General features: G+C 66.5%; 18 protein-coding genes. 4 read left to right on the top strand and 14 right to left on the bottom strand.

What is annotated here, in order from left to right; translation table 11 throughout:
* Positions 1-48 precede the first annotated feature (48 nt).
* The 6 genes from ABUA28_RS01045 to ABUA28_RS01020 all read right to left on the bottom strand — a co-directional run bounded on the left by ABUA28_RS01045 (position 49) and on the right by ABUA28_RS01020 (position 4,304).
* Positions 49-564 carry an SDR family oxidoreductase gene (locus tag ABUA28_RS01045; protein WP_349901941.1) on the bottom strand — a complete coding sequence of 172 codons (516 nt, stop codon included), beginning with the start codon at positions 562-564 and terminating at the stop codon, positions 49-51.
* A 105-nt stretch (positions 565-669) separates the two neighbouring features.
* Entirely contained in the window at positions 670-1,365 is a 696-nt protein-coding gene (locus ABUA28_RS01040) for a glycosyltransferase (protein WP_349901939.1), read from the bottom strand.
* Entirely contained in the window at positions 1,358-2,632 is a 1,275-nt protein-coding gene (locus ABUA28_RS01035; RefSeq protein ID WP_349901938.1) for a PIG-L family deacetylase, read from the bottom strand. The genes ABUA28_RS01040 and ABUA28_RS01035 overlap by 8 nt, the downstream gene beginning before the upstream one ends.
* Positions 2,629-3,705: an acyl-CoA dehydrogenase family protein gene (locus ABUA28_RS01030; RefSeq protein WP_349901937.1), complete on the bottom strand. Its 1,077-nt coding sequence runs from the start codon at positions 3,703-3,705 to the stop codon at positions 2,629-2,631. Before ABUA28_RS01030 ends, ABUA28_RS01035 begins: the two co-directional genes overlap by 4 nt.
* A gap of 82 nt (positions 3,706-3,787) precedes the next feature.
* Positions 3,788-4,072, bottom strand: coding sequence for a hypothetical protein (locus ABUA28_RS01025; RefSeq protein ID WP_349901935.1), 285 nt, complete (start codon positions 4,070-4,072; stop codon positions 3,788-3,790).
* 55 nt (positions 4,073-4,127) lie between these two features.
* Positions 4,128-4,304, bottom strand: coding sequence for a hypothetical protein (locus tag ABUA28_RS01020; RefSeq protein ID WP_349901933.1), 177 nt, complete (start codon positions 4,302-4,304; stop codon positions 4,128-4,130).
* 262 nt (positions 4,305-4,566) lie between these two features.
* Between ABUA28_RS01020 and ABUA28_RS01015 the strand changes: the two genes are divergently transcribed.
* Positions 4,567-4,734: a hypothetical protein gene (locus ABUA28_RS01015; RefSeq protein ID WP_349901931.1), complete on the top strand. Its 168-nt coding sequence runs from the start codon at positions 4,567-4,569 to the stop codon at positions 4,732-4,734.
* A gap of 19 nt (positions 4,735-4,753) precedes the next feature.
* On the opposite strand, the gene hrpA is transcribed toward ABUA28_RS01015, so the two are convergent.
* From hrpA to ABUA28_RS01000, 3 genes are all read right to left on the bottom strand, one after another.
* Complete coding sequence (hrpA, locus tag ABUA28_RS01010) at positions 4,754-8,542, bottom strand: ATP-dependent RNA helicase HrpA (RefSeq protein WP_349901929.1); 3,789 nt, start codon at positions 8,540-8,542, stop codon at positions 4,754-4,756.
* Between the two features lie 53 nt (positions 8,543-8,595).
* Positions 8,596-9,036, bottom strand: coding sequence for a VOC family protein (locus ABUA28_RS01005; RefSeq protein ID WP_349901928.1), 441 nt, complete (start codon positions 9,034-9,036; stop codon positions 8,596-8,598).
* 107 nt (positions 9,037-9,143) lie between these two features.
* Positions 9,144-9,599: a MarR family winged helix-turn-helix transcriptional regulator gene (locus tag ABUA28_RS01000; protein WP_349901926.1), complete on the bottom strand. Its 456-nt coding sequence runs from the start codon at positions 9,597-9,599 to the stop codon at positions 9,144-9,146.
* Between the two features lie 95 nt (positions 9,600-9,694).
* Between ABUA28_RS01000 and ABUA28_RS00995 the strand changes: the two genes are divergently transcribed.
* Entirely contained in the window at positions 9,695-9,934 is a 240-nt protein-coding gene (locus ABUA28_RS00995) for a hexameric tyrosine-coordinated heme protein (protein ID WP_349901924.1), read from the top strand.
* 84 nt (positions 9,935-10,018) lie between these two features.
* Here ABUA28_RS00995 and ABUA28_RS00990 read toward each other — a convergent pair whose 3' ends face one another.
* From ABUA28_RS00990 to ABUA28_RS00975, 4 genes are all read right to left on the bottom strand, one after another.
* The gene (locus tag ABUA28_RS00990) at positions 10,019-10,858 is read right to left on the bottom strand and encodes a formate/nitrite transporter family protein (protein WP_349901922.1); all 840 of its coding nucleotides are present in this window, start codon (positions 10,856-10,858) and stop codon (positions 10,019-10,021) included.
* A gap of 254 nt (positions 10,859-11,112) precedes the next feature.
* Positions 11,113-11,835, bottom strand: coding sequence for a winged helix-turn-helix transcriptional regulator (locus tag ABUA28_RS00985; RefSeq protein WP_349901920.1), 723 nt, complete (start codon positions 11,833-11,835; stop codon positions 11,113-11,115).
* On the bottom strand, positions 11,836-12,282 hold the full coding sequence (locus ABUA28_RS00980; protein WP_349901919.1) for a VOC family protein: 447 nt from the start codon (positions 12,280-12,282) through the stop codon (positions 11,836-11,838).
* Positions 12,283-12,448: 166 nt separating this feature from the next.
* Positions 12,449-13,039 carry a TetR/AcrR family transcriptional regulator gene (locus ABUA28_RS00975; RefSeq protein ID WP_349901917.1) on the bottom strand — a complete coding sequence of 197 codons (591 nt, stop codon included), beginning with the start codon at positions 13,037-13,039 and terminating at the stop codon, positions 12,449-12,451.
* Positions 13,040-13,180: 141 nt separating this feature from the next.
* On the opposite strand from ABUA28_RS00975, the gene ABUA28_RS00970 reads away from it, so the two are divergent.
* Positions 13,181-14,716 (top strand): MDR family MFS transporter, encoded by a 1,536-nt coding sequence (locus ABUA28_RS00970; protein WP_349901916.1) that lies wholly within the window; start codon positions 13,181-13,183, stop codon positions 14,714-14,716.
* Positions 14,717-14,757: 41 nt separating this feature from the next.
* On the opposite strand, the gene ABUA28_RS00965 is transcribed toward ABUA28_RS00970, so the two are convergent.
* Complete coding sequence (locus ABUA28_RS00965) at positions 14,758-15,285, bottom strand: GNAT family N-acetyltransferase (protein WP_349901914.1); 528 nt, start codon at positions 15,283-15,285, stop codon at positions 14,758-14,760.
* A 45-nt stretch (positions 15,286-15,330) separates the two neighbouring features.
* Here ABUA28_RS00965 and ABUA28_RS00960 point away from each other — a divergent pair, with 45 nt between their 5' ends.
* Entirely contained in the window at positions 15,331-16,839 is a 1,509-nt protein-coding gene (locus tag ABUA28_RS00960; protein ID WP_349901912.1) for an MmgE/PrpD family protein, read from the top strand.
* Positions 16,840-16,866: the final 27 nt, after the last annotated feature.

The following is a 16,866-nucleotide window of genomic DNA, read 5'->3' as shown; positions in this document are numbered from 1 at the left end:
ATGTTTGAGACATTGGCTTCTTCCTCGATTCGAGTGAACTTGCATTCATCACAGGATGGGACGACCGCCCGTGACGGCGAGGCGCGAGCCCGATATGTAGCTCCCGTCATCCGAGGCGAGCAGAACGAAGGCCGGGGCGAGTTCCGCAGGCTGCCCGGCGCGCTCGAGCGGAGTGTTCTCTCCGAACGACTCAACCTTTTCCTCCGGCATGGTCGACGGGATGAGCGGGGTCCAGATCGGCCCTGGCGCGACACTGTTCGCCCGGATGCCGCAGCTTCCCAATAGCTGGGCGAGAGCCGCCGTCATGTTCGCGAGTGCAGCTTTCGTCGCGTCGTAGGGCATAAGCGACGGCGTTGGTGCGTCGGAGTTCACAGATGACGACGCGATGATCGAGGATCCGGCCGTCATGTGCGGCAGCGACGCCTTGACCAGGTGAAAGAAGGCCGACAGGTTTGTGGCGATCGTGTAGTCCCATTCGTCATCCGGAATGTCCGTGACTTTCTCGTGGGACATTTGGAAGGCGGCATTGCTGACCAGGACGTCTATCCGGCCGAACTCCGACACGGTGCTTCCTCCCGATAGTGGCCGATTTGTTCGCACTCTAGACCGGCGACTGCGGTAGACAAGGGGTTGCGAAATGCCGCGAGACGCGGACAATGGGGATGACGTCTATCGCTGTGCCACCAGCTCGGTGAGGTAGCGTGCATACCCGCCCTCGACCCGTCCTTTCAGTCGGCTCGAGGTCGTCACCGGCTCGCGTTCCGTGTGCGTCACGCCCGCGCCCGCTTCACGAAGGCGCTCGACGAGAGACACGTCCTCGTCTTCGGTCAGAGCCGCGAATCCGCCGGCCGCTCCGTATGCATCCGCCCTGACGCCGAGATTCGCACCGTGGACGTGCCCGAGCGTTGAGCCGGGGGAGTGGCTGGCCAGCCAGGCCGTCCTGCGTGCCTCATCGAGGTCGTCGAGCAGCGGAACGACGCTTCCCACCAGGGCGTCTGCACCAGATCGTGCCGCGGAGAGGTGTTCGCGAAGCCATCCGTTCGACACCACGCTGTCCGCGTCGGTCGTGGCAATCCATACCGCTGCCGGGTCGTCATCGATCTGGCGCAACCCGTGCTCCACGCCGAGCGCCCTGCTGCTTCCGACGTTCGCGAAGCCCACGGACAGCACCGTCACGTCGCTGAATCCTGCCGCGATGGCAGCGGAGTCGTCGGTGCAGGCGTCGAGAACGAGCACGACGCGCGTGTGCGCGAGGTGTCGGATGCGGTGGCGCGCCCGCTCGACGGACACCAGGCACGCGCGCAACGTCTCCGCTTCGTTGCGGGCCGGGATGACCACGAGAATGTGCCGGACGCGCTCAGTCATCAGGGTGCCCGCTTTCGGCACCGAAGACATCGAGGAGAAAGTCGGACTCACGGTGCGTGACGATCGCGTCGGTCCCGAACTCCTCGCGAAAGATCCGGTGCACCTGCTCTCCGGTCTGGGCGAAATCATCCGCCGTTCCGAGCCAGTGGCAGAGCAGGATCGCGCCGCCTGCGTCGAGGGACTCGCGGCATCGCCGAACAGTCGTGCGCCACTCGCCCTCCGACAGGTAGTACGCCAGCTCGGAGATCACGATGAGGTCGTAGCGGCCCTGCGGCCACTCGCAGGGAACGCGTACCTGCTGCACCGTCGCAGTCACGTTTTCTCGCAACCGGCTCCGCGCGGCGGCGACGGCCGATTCCGAGCCGTCGATCGCGAGGAGGCGGTCGCAGCGGTCGGCAAGTTCGGCGGACAACTCACCGATCGAACATCCGATCTCCAGAGCTCGCGTGAAGCGTTTGCGCGGGAGCGAAGCCATGGTGATGGCGCGTTTGCGACGTTCGTACCAGCGGGTGCGCACCGACCACGGGTCGTCGGAGCGCGTGTGCAGCTCGTCGAAGTGGTCGCCGACGGAGGAAACGATGACGACCTCTCGCCCGTCGCGAAAGTGCTCGAGGAACTCTTCCGTGAGCACGCCACTTGGATTGGCGGGCGAGTGCAGTTGCGACTCGAAGCGCGTGAGGGCGATCCGCTTGCGGTGACGAATGGAGTCAGAGAGCGGCAACTCGCGCAGTTGCTCCCATGGGCAATCGTCGGGTACCCCCCACTGCCACAGCCAGATGGGGTAGCACAAGACCTCGATGCCCGCTGCTCGCCCGACCCTCGCCACCTGATCGCCGAGAGTGCGGTGGTCGCCGTGCCGATCACCAGGCCACGGGGCAAGCGCCCAGGTCGCGCCTTCACTCGGGCTAAGGATGTCGGAGAGGTCCCGCGCGAGGGCCTCGGCATGGTGTTTCAGACCACCATCCGGAAACTCCAGGTAGTCGATGGTCGCGCTCACGCCGAGCTCATCGAGCGCCACCGACAGTTCGTCCCGTCGCGCCTGGTCGTCTCCCGTCGCGACGACCACACGCACCGGCACACCCAGCTCGCTCGCGGTCGCGAGCAGCCCTCCGGCCCCGAGCGTCTCGTCGTCCGGGTGCGCCGCGAACACGATCAGCTGGACGAGCGAGCCGAGCACGCTCGTGTCCAGTGGCGGGATGCGCGGCCAGCGTCCATCGGAGCGCCATTCGCTTGCGCTCGTCACGGTGGTGGTCGCGTCAAAGCTCACCACCACGAGCCCGCCGAATCCAAGTGGGCGCCCAGGGACGCGTCGTCCCCTCCGCGGTGGTACTGGGAGGCATACAGCTCGAGATCGGCGCAGCGTCGCGCGGTCGGCTCGTCGAACGCGAGGGCTGGGGGCCCCAGGATGTCGCGGACCGCTGCGAGCGTCTCGTCCACGGCATCCGCGACGACGCCCCGCGCCGTGTGCGCGAGCACGGCCATGTCGTCGGCATCCTCGGATTCCCTCGCCGCCGCACTGTCGATGTACGCCGCGGAGCGTTCCAGGATGACGCGCGCCGATTCGAGCGCGCGATAGAGCCGACCGACCCGGCTGGTCGTGAGCGGCTTCGGGTCGCCCTGCGCGTTCTTCCGCACGATTGCGGCGAACAGCGGCACGCATCCACCCCACCAGCAGGCGGCGACGCCGATTCCTCCCCAGCGGAACCCTGGACGGCTGAGATACCAGCCGCCGCGACCCACGGGGGTCGCCGCCGCCGCGTCCATGACGAGGGGTCCACTCTCCACGTCTGCCAACCCGCGTGCCACCCAGCGTGCGTCCGCACTGTGCACTTCGCCCTGCCGGAGGTCCACCCGGAACAGGCGTGACTCATCCGCGGTCGTGCGTGCCGTGACCAGTGCGTTGCTCAGTCGACCACCCAGTGAACACCACGGCTTTGTTCCCGTGAGGGTCCACGCTCCATGGTGCTGCTCGGCGACGAGCGTCGACGCCGGGCCCTCGGCGGCGAAGACACCCCAGGTATGGCCGGCGCGGGTGAAGTCGTCGGACTCTCGACTCTCCGCCAGGATCGCCACCGCATCGAGATGCGGCTCGAGCACACGTGCCGCGGTCACGTCTGTGGCAGCGACGGCTGAGAGGAATTGCAGTCTCTGTGCGGTGTGCCCGAGCCCGGGCAACGGGGCCAGAAACTGCGGGTCGATCTGCTCCAGAGCGTCCAGCAGTGGGTGGACGGTGCCGCCGCAGTTCTGAGCCGCGTCGAGAAACACGGCCTGGTCGTGGGACCACACCGCGTCATGCGCGGTCGGGACCACGATCTCGTCCACCATCTGTTCGGTGATCACGGCGATCCTCTCGGTTAGTGGGCGGGCGCACGCGAAAACGCGTGCGCCGAGATACTGACGGCAAAAGACCCGACCGAGCGAACTAGAGCTGTGACCCGCTGAAGTGCGCCTCGGCCTCCGCGTAGCTCGCGAAAGTGAACCAGGCGAAGTCCTGCCACCCATCGACGAGTTCCATTACCTCGAAGCCGTCCTCGAGCTGCTCGATGAAGCCGAGCAGTCCGCGCCGGTCCTCCGGTCGGAAACGCTTATTGGTGACCCGCCACCGTGACGGTGAGAGCTCATCGATTCGAATGTCATCCCGGGTGAGCCCGGCGAGAATGTCTCCCCGCGTGGTTCCCGATTCGTATCCAAAGATTGTCTGCGACATCCGGTTCCTCCACTGGCGTGCTGGTTATTGAATCTCTCGTTCTGCAGCAGGCCGGTCAGGTGCGCGACCGACGGTAGTGCGGGGTGGCGATCCGGCGACCCCAGCGAAAGTGCATCATGCGACTGAGCCAGGGTTGGAGCACCTCAGCGATCTCGGTATTGCCCGGACGCAGAGCGGCCTTTGGCTCGGGAAGAGGGCCGTCTTGTTCGGCATGACTGATGTACACGCTCATCGTTCTTCCTCTCACTTTTGAGGGGGAGGGTTATCCCCTGATTGAGAACGTATCGTCTACTCCCCCTGTTGGGGGGCCATTGATTCCCGCGTGAAAAAGGAGTATAGGCGGGGCCGGGGCCGGGGCGCGTCGCTCGCCCGTAGCGCAAGACAGCGGGTAACGCCACCCCTTGATCGTGATTGCGGCCGCGAGTTCTACTGAAGGTGTCGGGCGCCACGAGCGTTCGACGCCATGCACATCGACCGATTGGAAAGTGATCAACATGAGTGCACTTCTTGTCATCGTGGCCATCATCGCCATCGCCCTGCTCTTCATCGGGGGCTTTGTGCAGGCCGTCCAGTGGCTCCTCTGGATCGGGGTCATTCTGCTCGTGATAGCGATCATCGCCTGGCTGCTGCGGATGATCTCGGGCCGCAGGAACTCGGTCTAGCCTCCGCGCGGTCGAGCACTCAGGGCTGGCTCAGCACCCTCGTGATGCGCTGCACGCTCGCGGGCTCGGCCGTGCCGAGGTGCTGCGCGAACAGGCTGATGCGCAGTTCCTCGAGCAGCCAGCGGGCGTGACGGATGCGTTCCGTCGCGTCCGCTGGCAGCGGCAGTTGACCGCCGGCGGCCGTGTAGTGCTCGGTGGCGGACTGTACCTCGGACATCCACACCCGGTCGCGGCCGAGGTTCTCGCCGAGCTTGCTCACCCGGTGGGCGATGCCCTGCAGATAGTCGGGGAGACGCGAGAGCTGGCTGAGACCCGCCGCCGAGACGAATCCGGGATAGACGAGGTTGCCCAGTTGCTCGCGCGCATCGGCGAGCGGGCTCAGCAGCGCGATGTTCGAGGCCGAGGAGATCGCCTTCTCGGCGGCGCGTGCTGCCCCGAGGATGCTCGCGAGGAGCGAGGCCGTGGAGAAGAGCGAGTCGACGATCGCGCCCGAGACCTCGTCGCGCATCCGCACGAACTCCGCTCGGGTCCACACTTCGCGATCGGCGAGCACCGCGTCGACGCAGGCCGTGAGGCAGTCCGCGAAGAGGTCGGCGGTGCTGCGGTACGGGCTCTGTGCGAGCGCGAGCTTCTCGGGGCCGGTGAGGTGCGACTGCACGTAGCCGGTGGGAGAGGGCACGGCGAGCAGGAGCAGTCGCCGCAGCCCGGCGCGCATCGTACGCGCCTGGTCCTGTGGGGTGCTCATCAGCCGGATGGCGACGCTCGCACCCTCGTCGAAGAGGGCGGGGTATGCACGGATCGTGTTGCCGCCCTGCTTCGTGTCGAGTGTCTTCGGCAGCTCGTCGAAGTCCCACGTCGTGAGTCCAGTGCGTTCGAGTTCGCTGTGCACGGCGACGGATGCGCGGGCGACGCTCTCGCGCACGCTCGCCTTCAGCCGCGTCTGCAGTTCGCCCAGCTGCTTGCCGCTCGCGAGCGCGCGACCGCGCTCATCGACCACCTCGAATGTCACCCTCAGATGGGCGGGGACTCGCTCCAGGTCGAAGTCGCCCGCGTCGATGGGCACGTAGGTCTTGGAACGGATGAGGTCGGCCAGCACCGCAGCGAGCTCGCCGTTCGGCTCGGCCGGCAGCTCTGCCGTGAGCCTGCGTGCCCAGTCCGCCGCGGGCACGACATTGCGGCGGATCGCCTTCGGGAGCGACTTGATGAGCGCGGTGACGAGTTCTTCGCGCAGGCCTGGGACCTGCCAGTCGAAGCCCGCGGGGTTGAGCCGAGCGAGCAGGGCGAGCGGCACCTTAACGGTGACCCCGTCATCCGTCGCCCCCGGCTCGAAGTGGTAGTCGAGCGAGAGGCGCTGGTCACCCTGCTGCCAGCTGGTCGGGTAGGAGGTCTCGTCGACCGGCTCGGCGTCCGGCTCATTCTCGACGAGGTTCTCGCGGGTCATGGTGAGGAGGTTCGGGGTTGCGGGCCTGGTCTTCTTCCACCAGGACTCAAAGGAGCGCTGGCTCACGACATCCGCGGGGATGCGCCGATCGTAGAACTCGAAGACTGCCTCGTCGTCGTAGAGGATGTCGCGCCTGCGTGTGCGTTCCTCGAGTTCGGCGAGTTCTGCGCGCAGCCCGCGGTTGGCGAGATCGAACGCCTTCACCTGCGCGCCGGTGCGATCGAGATCCCAGTCACCATCGACGAGGGCGTTGCGGATGAACAGCTCGCGGGCGTGGGCGGGGTCGACTCGCGCGAACTGGATCCTGCGCCGCGCGACAATGGGCACTCCGTAGAGCGTCACCTTCTCGTAGGCGACTGCCGCACCCTGCTTCTTCTCCCAGTGCGGTTCGCCGTAGCTGCGCTTGACCAGTTCTCCCGCGAGCGGCTCGACCCAGGCGAGGTCGATCGCGGCGTTCATCCTGGCGAACAGGCGGCTCGTCTCGACGAGCTCTGCGCTCATGATCTCCGCAGGCTGCTTCTTGGCGAGGGCTGAGCCGGGGAAGATCGTGAACCGCACCTGGCGCGCGCCTATGTAGTCGCCCTGCCTGGCCTTGCTGCCGTGCTTCGTGCTGTCTTTCGCCGTGTCTTTGATGCCGATCTGGCTGAGCAGGCCCGCGAGCAGAGAGCGGTGGATGCCGTTCGGATTCGTACTAGCATCTCCGACGGCGAGGCCGAGCGGCTTCGCCATTCGCTTCAGCTGCCGGTAGACGTCGAACCATTCCCGAACACGCAGGAAGTTCAGGTACTCGGCCTTGCAGAGCCTGCGGAACTGGTTACCGCTGAGCTCCTTCTCCTTCGTTTTGAGGTAGTTCCACAGGTTCAGCAGGGTGAGGAAGTCGCTCGTCTTGTCGATGAAGCGGGCGTGGGCCTGGTCGGCCTGCGGGCGCTTCTCGAGCGGGCGCTCGCGCGGATCCTGGATACTGAGCGCCGCGACGATCGCCATGACCTCGCGAGTGGTGCCCTGCGTCTTCGATTCGACGACCATGCGGGCCAGCCGCGGATCGATCGGCAACTGGGCGAGCTGCTTGCCGATGCGGGTGATGGCGTCGTCTTTCGAGACCGCCCCCAGCTCCTTCAGCAGATCGAGTCCGTCTTTGATGCCGCGCGAGTCGGGCGGCTGCAGGAACGGGAAGCTCTGGATGTCGCCCAGGCCGAGCGAGATCATCTGCAGGATGACCGCGGCCAGATTGGTGCGCAGAATCTCCGGCTCGGTATATTCCGGCCTGCGCATGTAGTCCTCTTCGGAGTACAGCCGGATGGCGATGCCGTTGCTCGTGCGTCCGCTGCGGCCCGAGCGCTGGTTGGCCGAGGCCTGCGAGATCGCCTCGATCGGCAGTCGCTGCACCTTCGATCGCACGCTGTAGCGGCTGATGCGCGCGGTACCCGCGTCGATCACGTACTTGATGCCCGGTACGGTGAGGCTCGTTTCGGCGACGTTGGTTGCGAGCACGATGCGGCGGCGCACACCCGCGGTGCGCGAAGGCTGGAACACGCGATGCTGGTCCGCCGCGCTGAGCCTGCCGTAGAGCGGGAGGACTTCGGTGCCGGGAAGGCTCCGTCCCCGGATGGCTTCCTCGGCATCCCGGATCTCCGCCTCGCCGCTGAGGAACACGAGGATGTCGCCGCTGCCCTCGCGGCCGAGCTCGTCGATGGCGGCGTTGATGCCGTCGAGGGAGTCACGGTCCTCCGCATCATCCAGCTCATCGTCATCCATCGCTTCGGCCACGAGCGGTCGGTAGCGGATCTCGACCGGGTAGGTGCGCCCGGTCACCTCGATGATCGGCGCTGGTGTTCCGTCGGCCGCAGCGAAGTGGCGTGCGAAACTTTCGGGATCGATCGTGGCCGAGGTGATGACGAGCTTGAGATCGGGGCGGCGGGGGAGCAGCTGCTTGAGGTATCCGAGCAGGAAGTCGACGGTGAGGCTGCGCTCGTGCGCCTCATCGATGATGATCGCGTCGTACTTCCGCAGCTCGCGGTCGCGGTTGATCTCGGCCAACAGGATGCCGTCGGTCATGAGCCTGATGGCCGTGTTTGCGCCGACCCTGTCTGTGAACCGCACCTGGTAGCCGACCAGTTCGCCGACCTCCTGGCCGAGTTCTTCGGCGACGCGCTCCGCGATGGTGCGCGCCGCTATGCGCCTTGGCTGGGTGTGCCCGATGCTCGTGCGGCCGAGCTCGAGCAGGATCTTCGGCAGTTGCGTCGTCTTGCCTGAGCCGGTCTCGCCCGCCACGATCACGACCTGGTTCGCAGCGATGAGCTTCGCGATCTCCGCGCGTCGCTGGCTGACCGGAAGGTCCTCGGGGTAGTGGATGTCGGCAGGGATCATGAGCCCTCTAGTTTATGGCTCGGGTGGTGGAGCTCGTCGAACGCGCGTCGTCACTAATCGAGGCAGAACTCGTTGCCCTCGGGGTCGCGCATCGTGATGAAGCCCACCTCCATGGTGGCCTCGTCGGGCTCGACTCGGTATGCGCGCGTCGCCCCGAGCGCACCGAGGCGGTCGGCCTCGGCCTCGAGGGCGCTCATCCGCGCGTCGCCCTCGAGTCCGGGGGCCACGCGCACGTCGAGGTGCACCCGGTTCTTGACCGTCTTGCCCTCGGGCACGCGTTGGAAGAAGATGCGGGGATGGGTGCCCTCGATGGGCAGGATCGCCGATCTCGAATTCCACTGTTCGCGTGGCACGCCGAACGCGGCAAGGGCCGCATCCCACGAGTCGAACCCTTCAGGCGGTGGTTGCAACTGGTATCCGAGTGCCTCGGCCCAGAACTCCGCCAATCCTCCTGGGTCGGCGCAATCGAAAGTGATCTGCACGTCTTTTGTCATGCGGACACACTGGCACTCGCAACCGACATCTTCCTGCGGACTGATCTGGCGAATCAGCCGACGGCACGGTCTACGTCGTGCGGCCGACCAGGACGTGATCGAGCCGCTTACGCGCTCGCGGCCGGGACCTCCTGCACGGTCGCGCGCAACTGATGAAGTGCCGCTCGCAGGCCAGCAAACTCTTCGTCGCTGAGCCCGGTGGATGCCTCGACCTGTTCGCGAACCGGAGCACATCGTGCCTCGAGCGCCCGCCCCGCATCGGTGAGGTGCACGTGCACCACCCGTTCGTCGGTGTCGGAACGCTGCCGACGCACGAGACCGAGTGCTTCAAGGCGACGGATGAGCGGGGAGAGGGTGCTTGATTCGAGATCGAGAGCATCCCCGAGTGCTGCGACGCTCTGGGCGTTCTCTTCCCAGAGGGACAGCATGGCGAGGTACTGCGGATACGTGAGCCCGACGTCGGCGAGTAACTGGCGATACGCACCCGAGACTGCACGCGATGCCGCATAGAGCGCGAAGCAGAGCTGGTCGTCCAGCCTCGCGTGAGTACTGCTCGGTGTCATGATCAGCCCCCTTTCGTCCCTGCAAGTCTACGCCACTAAAGCGTGTACGATTCAATCGTGCACGACTTACGTGTACGCAACTGAATGGAGTGATGATGGCAGAGCAGTGGTTGCCGACGTTGATCACGTCGAACCCCGAGGAGGGCTTCATGCTGGCGATGAAGCTGTCGCGGAAGGTTGTCGGCCTGACCCAACCCGACGGCGAGATCCGCACGAAGCTGCGTCCCGCGTACTCAGAAGACGCGAATTCACTGATCGCGACCTCGCAGGTCGTGGCGACGAACTTCCAGACGGTCGCCGCAGCGAACAACTACTGGCGCGGCGCCGGTAGCTGACGGATGCCCGTGGGATGAGCGGGGTGCGACGGCCATTCGCCGCATCCCCCACACCGCGGTCGGCCACCGGCCCGTCTTCGCCGTTCAGCGCTTCGTGCGCGGGGCATCCGGGTCAGCGGGGGACTGCTTGCGACGCTCCTTGACGAGGTCTTTGGTTCGCACGAGGCGCAGGGCGGTGATGAGGAGCACGCCACCGATGATGTTGAACAGGAGCGTGTAGCCGAACCATCCGAGCCACTGCAGGTAGCTGATCTCTGCGCCGGCCTGGATTGCGCCGAAGATGAGAAGCGAGTCGAGGATCGAGTGGAACAGCTGCAGGCCCGCGAGGAGGAACCCGCCTGCGACGGCCGCGACGATCTTTGCGGGATCTGAGGTGGTTCCGTTCTGCATGCGAGTCATGAGGGTGATGGTGCTGCCGCCGAGGATGCCGAGAACGGCCGTCTGCAGCGTGAGGGGCGCGCCCGCGAAGTGCTCTCCGGCGGCCATCATCGTCGTGTGCCACTGCGGGAAGGCCTGCGCGATGAGCCACATGAAGACCCAGCCGCCAGCGAGGTTGGCGAGCAGGGTTCCGACCCAGAGTTTGGCAAGCTTTGCCGCGCTCGCCTCGCGCGCGACGACGGCGGCGACCGGCAGCAGGAAGTTCTCCGTGAAGAGCTCGCTGTGTGCGAGCAGGAGCGCGATGAAGCCGATGCCGAACGCCAGGCCGGCCAGGAGGTGGTCCCCGGTCTCGTGGAGCACGGCGAGGTAGGCCATGACCCCGACGCCGACTTCCAGCCCGCCGAACAGACCGGTGATGAGGATGGTGGCCAGCGTTCGATGCAGTCGCTCCGCGCCCTCTTCGACAATGGTGTCGAACGCTTCGTGCAGTTCGTCTTCGACGGGCGCGTCGCTCTCGCCCAGTTCCTTGCGTCGCTCGTCGCTCATCGTCGCCCGCTTCATCATCGGAGGGAAGGCCGCCCAGTTGATGCGGCCATCCTACTCAGCGGTCGTCGGATTTCGGATAATACGGGGTTCTCAAATAGCTGCGCTACGCCGCGGCTGCCTTGTCCTCAACAGGCTCGATTTTAGAGGAGCTATCTGCACAACAGCGACTCCATGCTTCAGATGGAGCACCGTGTTCCCGGTTGAAACCTCCACGCCGACTCGATCCGTCCGGACGAACGTGGCAGGTCGGACGATCACGAGTGTCGGCGCCGCTGCGCAGATAGGGGGGTTGCGGGATCGAGGTGGAACGTCACCGCGAAGCGATCGAGCAGTGCGGCGTCACCCGAGATGATGTGTACTGTCTCATCGTCGATGGCGTTCGCGGGGCTGAGTTCCCCGGAGATGAGCGCGCGGATGCCCGGGCCGGCCGCGAAGGCCAGGTCGACACCGCCTGCCAACGGGTCGATTCCCGCGGGTGCAGGCGTGCCCGATCCGCCGGGAAGCGGCGCGATGAGGAGTCCGCGCGGGCCGGTGCGCACGCCGAGGGCAACGTCGCCGATGTGCACCTCGTAGGCGGTCTCGGGGAAGCGACTGGCGACATCCGCCCTGTACGCGGTTCTGAGCGCGATGGTCATCGAGTCGGAGGTCACGATGTCGCCCTCGGCGGGGTCGCCCATCGACTGGAAGCCCCAACGGCCGAGCGCGAGAACCACGTCTTCGAGGCCACGGCCATATTCGGTCAGCGCGTAGGCGAGCCCGTGCGCCATCGGCAGGCGTTGCACGATCCCCGCTGACTGCAGTTCCTTGAGCCGGGTGCTGAGGATGTTGGTGGGGATGCGCGGAAGCCCCGCCTTGAGATCGCTGTACCGGCGGGATCCCACGAGCAGATCGCGCACGATGAGCAGTGCCCACCGTTCGCCGACCAACTCGAGGGCCGTGACGACCCCGCAGTATTGTCCGTAGTTCCGCGCGGCCACTTACGCGGATGCCCCGCCCTGCTCCGCCATGAAGGCTTCCGGACCGACCTCGGCCGCTCGCGGATCCATCCAGAGCACCCCGAACTCGTTGCCGTCGGGGTCCTGGAAGTCGCGGGAGTACATGAACCCGTAGTCCTGGGCATCGTGCGGCTCGGTTCCGCCCGCCGCAAGCACCTTCTCGATCATGGCATCCACCGCCTCCCGACTGTCTGCGCTCAGGGCGGTCTGCACCTGGCAGGAGGTGTGCGGATCGGCGATCGGCTTCGACGTGAAGGTCGCGAAGAACTCGCGGGTGAGCACCATCAGGTACACGTGCTCGTCGATGACGACGCAGGCCGCGTTGTCATCCGTGAAATTCGGATTGATCGTCCAGCCGAGACCCTCGTAGAACTTCTTCGCTCGGGGAAGGTCGGTCGTGGGCAGGTTGACGAAGACATCTGTAGACATGAACTGCTCCTTCGCTTGTGCGGGTATGGGTGCTCGTGATCGAGCACGGTCCTTGCCCTCTTCGCTTAAGCTTGCAAAAAACAAGTAAGCCTGTCAAGGCGGTTTTCGGGCGAGGGCGATTGCGTGCTCGAGCCGCGGGTTTGCCCTCCGCGGCGAGGTCGTTCGATCAGGTGTGACTGATCACCAGCGGCAGGAACAGCTCGTCGACGATCGACACGATGCGTTTGCTCCCGACGGGTTTGAGCGTCATCAGCAGGTCGTGCCGCACGAGGTCGAATGGCATCGCCAGCACGGATGCCGGCAGCCGATCGAGGTCGATCTCGCCGCGGTCGTGTGCACGTCGGAAGATCATGTCGGAGACGCGCGGCTGGTTCTTGAGGATCCGCTCGCGGACCTCGGCCGGAGCGAGCCCGGAATCCGCGAGAAGGCCGGCGAAGACCGAGGTGATCACCGTGGTGAACCCGAGCCGCGTCGCGTTCATGTCGTTCAGCAGGGCCAGGAGATCGCCACGCAGGGTGCCGGTATCCGGAACGATGACCGGGTGAGTCGACCTGTTGCGCTCGATGGCGGCGAGCACCAGGAATTCCTTGCCCGCCCAGCGGCGGTAGAGCACGGGCACGCTCGTCTGGGCGCGCGTGGCAACGGACTCCATGGTGAGTTTCGGGAACCCGACCTCGACCAGTTCCTCCCAGGCGGCATCCAGAATCGCGGCCTCGAGCGCCTCGCCTCGCCGCCGTCTCCGTGGTTCCTCAGCCATGCCGCCAGCATATCGGACGCCGGGCTATAAGACTCACATTCGTTTCTTATCCGTGCTACTCTGAATAAGAAACGAAAGCAAGTCTTATGAGGGATCTCGCCGGAACCCGAACGAGCACTCCGCACGAGTAGAGAGAAGCAGATGGTGACGTCCACGGCAAAAAACAAACTGGATCCGCAGGTGCTGAAGACAGCACTGGTTCTGGCCATCGGCGCGCTGGCCGTGGTCTTCGACACCACGATCGTCAGCGTTGCGCTGCACCCGCTCGCGCAGGACCTGCACACCACGGTGGCGACCATCCAGTGGGTCACGACCGGTTACCTGCTCGCGCTCGGCGTCGCGGTGCCGCTCAGCACCTGGGCGCTCGGGCGCTTCGGCGGCAAGAGGGTGTGGATGTTCGCACTCGCCGTGTTCCTGCTCGGGTCGCTCGGGTCGAGCCTGGCCTGGAACTTCGGCTCGCTCATCGGCTGGCGTGTGGTGCAGGGCGTCGGAGGCGGGCTGATGCTGCCGGTCATGGCGACCCTCGTCTTCCAGGCAGCCAAGGGCAAGGCTCTCGGCCGCACGGCGGCCTGGGTGGCGCTGCCCGCTCTGCTCGGCCCGATCCTCGGCCCGCTCGTCGGCGGCGCGATCCTCACGAACCTCAGCTGGCGCTTCCTGTTCTGGGTCAACATCCCGTTCTGCACCGCCGGCCTGATCTTCGCCGGAATCTACCTGGCGAAGGATGTCGTGCCCGCGGTGCGGCCGCGTCTCGACGTGTGGGGGCTGGCTCTGCTCGCGCCGAGCATCGCCGCCATCGTGCTGGCCCTGAGCAACGCGGGCAGCTCGGCCGGGTTCACCCAGGCCGACGTGATCGTGCCGCTCGTGATCGGTGTGGTGCTCCTGATCGCGTTCGTCGTCTACACGTTGCGTCGCTCGGATCCGCTCGTCGACATCCGCCTGCTGTCGCTTCGCTCGGTGGGCTCATCATCGTCCGTGTTGTTCCTCTCGGGCTTCGCGCTGTACGGCGCGATGCTGCTCCTGCCGCTCTACTACATGGAGGTGCGCGGCACGACGGCGCTCACGGCCGGGCTCATCCTCGTGCCGCAGGGAATCGGCACCCTGCTCAGCAGGCAGATCGCCGGGCCGCTGACCGACAAGATCGGCGCGCGCTCGATCGCCGCGGTCGGCTTTCTCATCGTCGCCGCGGCAACCGTGCCGTTCTGCTTCGTGACCGGCTCGACCAGCGACTGGCTCCTGGCACTCGCGCTCCTCGTTCGCGGGATCGGCCTCGGGGCCGTGACGATGCCCGTGATGACCGCTGCTTACGTCGGCCTCAGGCACGAGCAGGTCGCACACTCGAGCGTGCTCACCCGGATCGCCCAGCAGCTCGGTGGGTCCTTCGGCACGGCCGTGCTCGCCGTCATTCTCGAATACGTGCTCACCACGGACGGAGGAACCGATCTCGTGGGAGCATTCCACGTCTCGTTCTGGTGGGCGACGGGCTTCGCGGTGGTTGCCATGGTGCTCTGCGTCTGGCTTCCCGGCCGCAAACAGGTGGAGGCCGCGGCTGCGGTGGCAGAAGCGGCGGATGCCGCAGCAGCGGAAGCCGCAGCAGCGGAAGCCGCAGCTAAGGCACAGGCACAGGCACAAGCGCAAGTCCCGATAGACGAGTCGAGCCCCACCCCGGTGCGAGGCTGAGGGGGAGGCGCAGCGCTACGGCTCGCGCGCGGTACTGTGGTTCAGGCGTTCTGGCCGAGGTGCTTGCGGAACGCGTGTTCGCCGATGGTCGCGGCATCAAGACTCGGGTCGAACTGGGGTTCGTAGCCGGTCGCCAGGTAGAGGCGCACGGCCTCGGGCTGCCTCGGTCCCGTGCTGAGAATGACCTCGGTGAACCCGCGCCTGGCAGCCTCCCGCTCGAGTTCACGGAGCACGAGCCTGGCGAGGCCGTGACCCCGGTGATCCGGGTGGGTCCAGATGCGCTTGAACTCCGCCGTGGATGCGTTCGCTGTCATGAACGCGCCGCCCGCGATCGCGACACTATCGCGCAGGAACAGCAGGAAGGTGCCGTTCGGCGGGCTGAAGGTCTCGTCGGAGAACCGGTGGATCTCGTTGTACGCCGCGTCGATCGCGAAGTCGCGGTACCGCTCGTCGTACTCGTGCTCGAGGGCGTCGAGAAGCGCCCCGACGCGCGGATCGCTCGGCACGGTGTGCAGGAAGGTGTCGCCCGCGGCGAGTGTCGTCTGCGGTGCGGCGTCGCTGGTTGTCATAAGCCTCACCATCGTATTCCGGGAATCGCCACCTAGGCTGGAGGCGTGCAGCTACATGAGGTCCGAACACACAGAAGTGACGAGAATCTGGCCCGCGACGGCCAGCTCGCGTGGAAGCTCGCCGAGGTCGCGACCGACCCGGTCGATGTGACGGATGAGGTGGCCGAGATGGTGGTCAACCGCATCATCGACAACGCCGCCGTCGCCACCGCGTCTCTCGGCCGCGCATCGGCGCTCGCCGCGCGGGCGCAGGCCGAGGCGCATCCGGTCTCCACGGGCGGTGCGGGCTCCACGGTCTTCGGCGTCGACGGACGCCACAGCCCGGAGTGGGCGGCCTGGGCCAACGGTGTCGCCGTGCGCGAGCTCGACTACCACGACACCTTCCTCGCCGCGGAGTATTCGCACCCGGGCGACAACATCCCGCCGATTCTCGCCGTGGCCCAGCACCTGGGCGTGAGCGGACACGAGCTGATTCGCGGCATCGCCACCGGCTACGAGATCCAGATCGACCTGGTCAAGGGCATCAGCCTGCATGCCCACAAGATCGACCACGTCGCCCACCTCGGTCCGTCCGCGGCCGCGGGAATCGGAACCATGCTCGGTCTCGACACCCAGGCGATCTTCCAGGCGATCGGCCAGGCGCTGCACGTGACCACGGCGACGCGCCAGTCCCGCAAGGGCGAGATCTCCAGCTGGAAGGCCTACGCGCCGGCCTTCGCGGGCAAGATGGCCGTCGAGGCCGTCGATCGGGCGATGCGCGGCCAGACCAGCCCCACGCCCATCTACGAGGGCGAAGACGGAGTGATCGCCTGGCTGCTCGACGGTCCAGACTCCCGCTACGAGGTGCCGCTGCCCGAGCGCGGCGAGGCCAAGCGCGCCATCCTCGACAGCTACACGAAGGAGCACTCCGCCGAGTACCAGGCCCAGGCCTGGATCGACCTCGCCCGCAGGCTCGGCCGGCAGCATCCGGAACTCCGCGACCCCGGGAACGTCACGCGTGCCGTGCTGCACACGAGCCACCACACCCACTACGTGATCGGCTCCGGGGCGAACGACCCGCAGAAGTACGACCCGACCGCCAGCCGCGAGACCCTCGACCACTCGATCCCGTACATCTTCGCGGTTGCACTGCAGGACGGCGAGTGGCACCACGAGCGCTCCTACGCGCCGGAGCGCGCCGCCCGCCCGGACACCGTCGCGCTCTGGCACAAGGTCAGCACCGAAGAGGATGCCGAGTGGACCCGCCGCTACCACTCGCTCGACCCGAGGGAGAAGGCCTTCGGCGGCCGCGTCGAGATCGACCTGGCCGACGGAACCCGCATCGTCGACGAGATCGCCGTCGCCGACGCGCATCCGCTCGGAGCACGCCCGTTCGCGCGCGAGCAGTACATCGGCAAGTTCAGGACGTTGGCGGATGGCGTGCTCGAGCGGGCAGAGATCGAGCGATTCCTCGAGACGGTGCAGCGCCTCCCCGAACTGGGTGCAGCAGAATTGGGTGGACTCACCGTCACTCCCGCCGTACCGTTTGCCTCAACGACGAAGGGCATCTTCTAGTGGTCCACCTCCTCAAGAAAGCAGGGT

The sequence above is a fragment of the Parafrigoribacterium humi genome, from assembly GCF_040227205.1.
GTDB classification, from domain to species: Bacteria; Actinomycetota; Actinomycetes; order Actinomycetales; family Microbacteriaceae; genus Parafrigoribacterium_A; species Parafrigoribacterium_A humi.
Note: the sequence above shows the minus strand (reverse complement) of the source record. Positions and strands in the feature narration are given on the sequence as shown.

What these genes read in the sequence shown, in the direction of transcription:
- ABUA28_RS01040 (WP_349901939.1), bottom strand. Translation starts at nt 1,365, where the DNA reads ATGACTGAGCGCGTCCGGCACATTCTCGTGGTCATCCCGGCCCGCAAC.
- ABUA28_RS01025 (WP_349901935.1), bottom strand. Translation starts at nt 4,072, where the DNA reads ATGTCGCAGACAATCTTTGGATACGAATCGGGAACCACGCGGGGAGAC.
- ABUA28_RS01020 (WP_349901933.1), bottom strand. Translation starts at nt 4,304, where the DNA reads ATGAGCGTGTACATCAGTCATGCCGAACAAGACGGCCCTCTTCCCGAG.
- ABUA28_RS01015 (WP_349901931.1), top strand. Translation starts at nt 4,567, where the DNA reads ATGAGTGCACTTCTTGTCATCGTGGCCATCATCGCCATCGCCCTGCTC.
- hrpA (WP_349901929.1), bottom strand. Translation starts at nt 8,542, where the DNA reads ATGATCCCTGCCGACATCCACTACCCCGAGGACCTTCCGGTCAGCCAG.
- ABUA28_RS01005 (WP_349901928.1), bottom strand. Translation starts at nt 9,036, where the DNA reads ATGACAAAAGACGTGCAGATCACTTTCGATTGCGCCGACCCAGGAGGA.
- ABUA28_RS01000 (WP_349901926.1), bottom strand. Translation starts at nt 9,599, where the DNA reads ATGACACCGAGCAGTACTCACGCGAGGCTGGACGACCAGCTCTGCTTC.
- ABUA28_RS00995 (WP_349901924.1), top strand. Translation starts at nt 9,695, where the DNA reads ATGGCAGAGCAGTGGTTGCCGACGTTGATCACGTCGAACCCCGAGGAG.
- ABUA28_RS00990 (WP_349901922.1), bottom strand. Translation starts at nt 10,858, where the DNA reads ATGAGCGACGAGCGACGCAAGGAACTGGGCGAGAGCGACGCGCCCGTC.
- ABUA28_RS00980 (WP_349901919.1), bottom strand. Translation starts at nt 12,282, where the DNA reads ATGTCTACAGATGTCTTCGTCAACCTGCCCACGACCGACCTTCCCCGA.
- ABUA28_RS00975 (WP_349901917.1), bottom strand. Translation starts at nt 13,039, where the DNA reads ATGGCTGAGGAACCACGGAGACGGCGGCGAGGCGAGGCGCTCGAGGCC.
- ABUA28_RS00970 (WP_349901916.1), top strand. Translation starts at nt 13,181, where the DNA reads ATGGTGACGTCCACGGCAAAAAACAAACTGGATCCGCAGGTGCTGAAG.
- ABUA28_RS00965 (WP_349901914.1), bottom strand. Translation starts at nt 15,285, where the DNA reads ATGACAACCAGCGACGCCGCACCGCAGACGACACTCGCCGCGGGCGAC.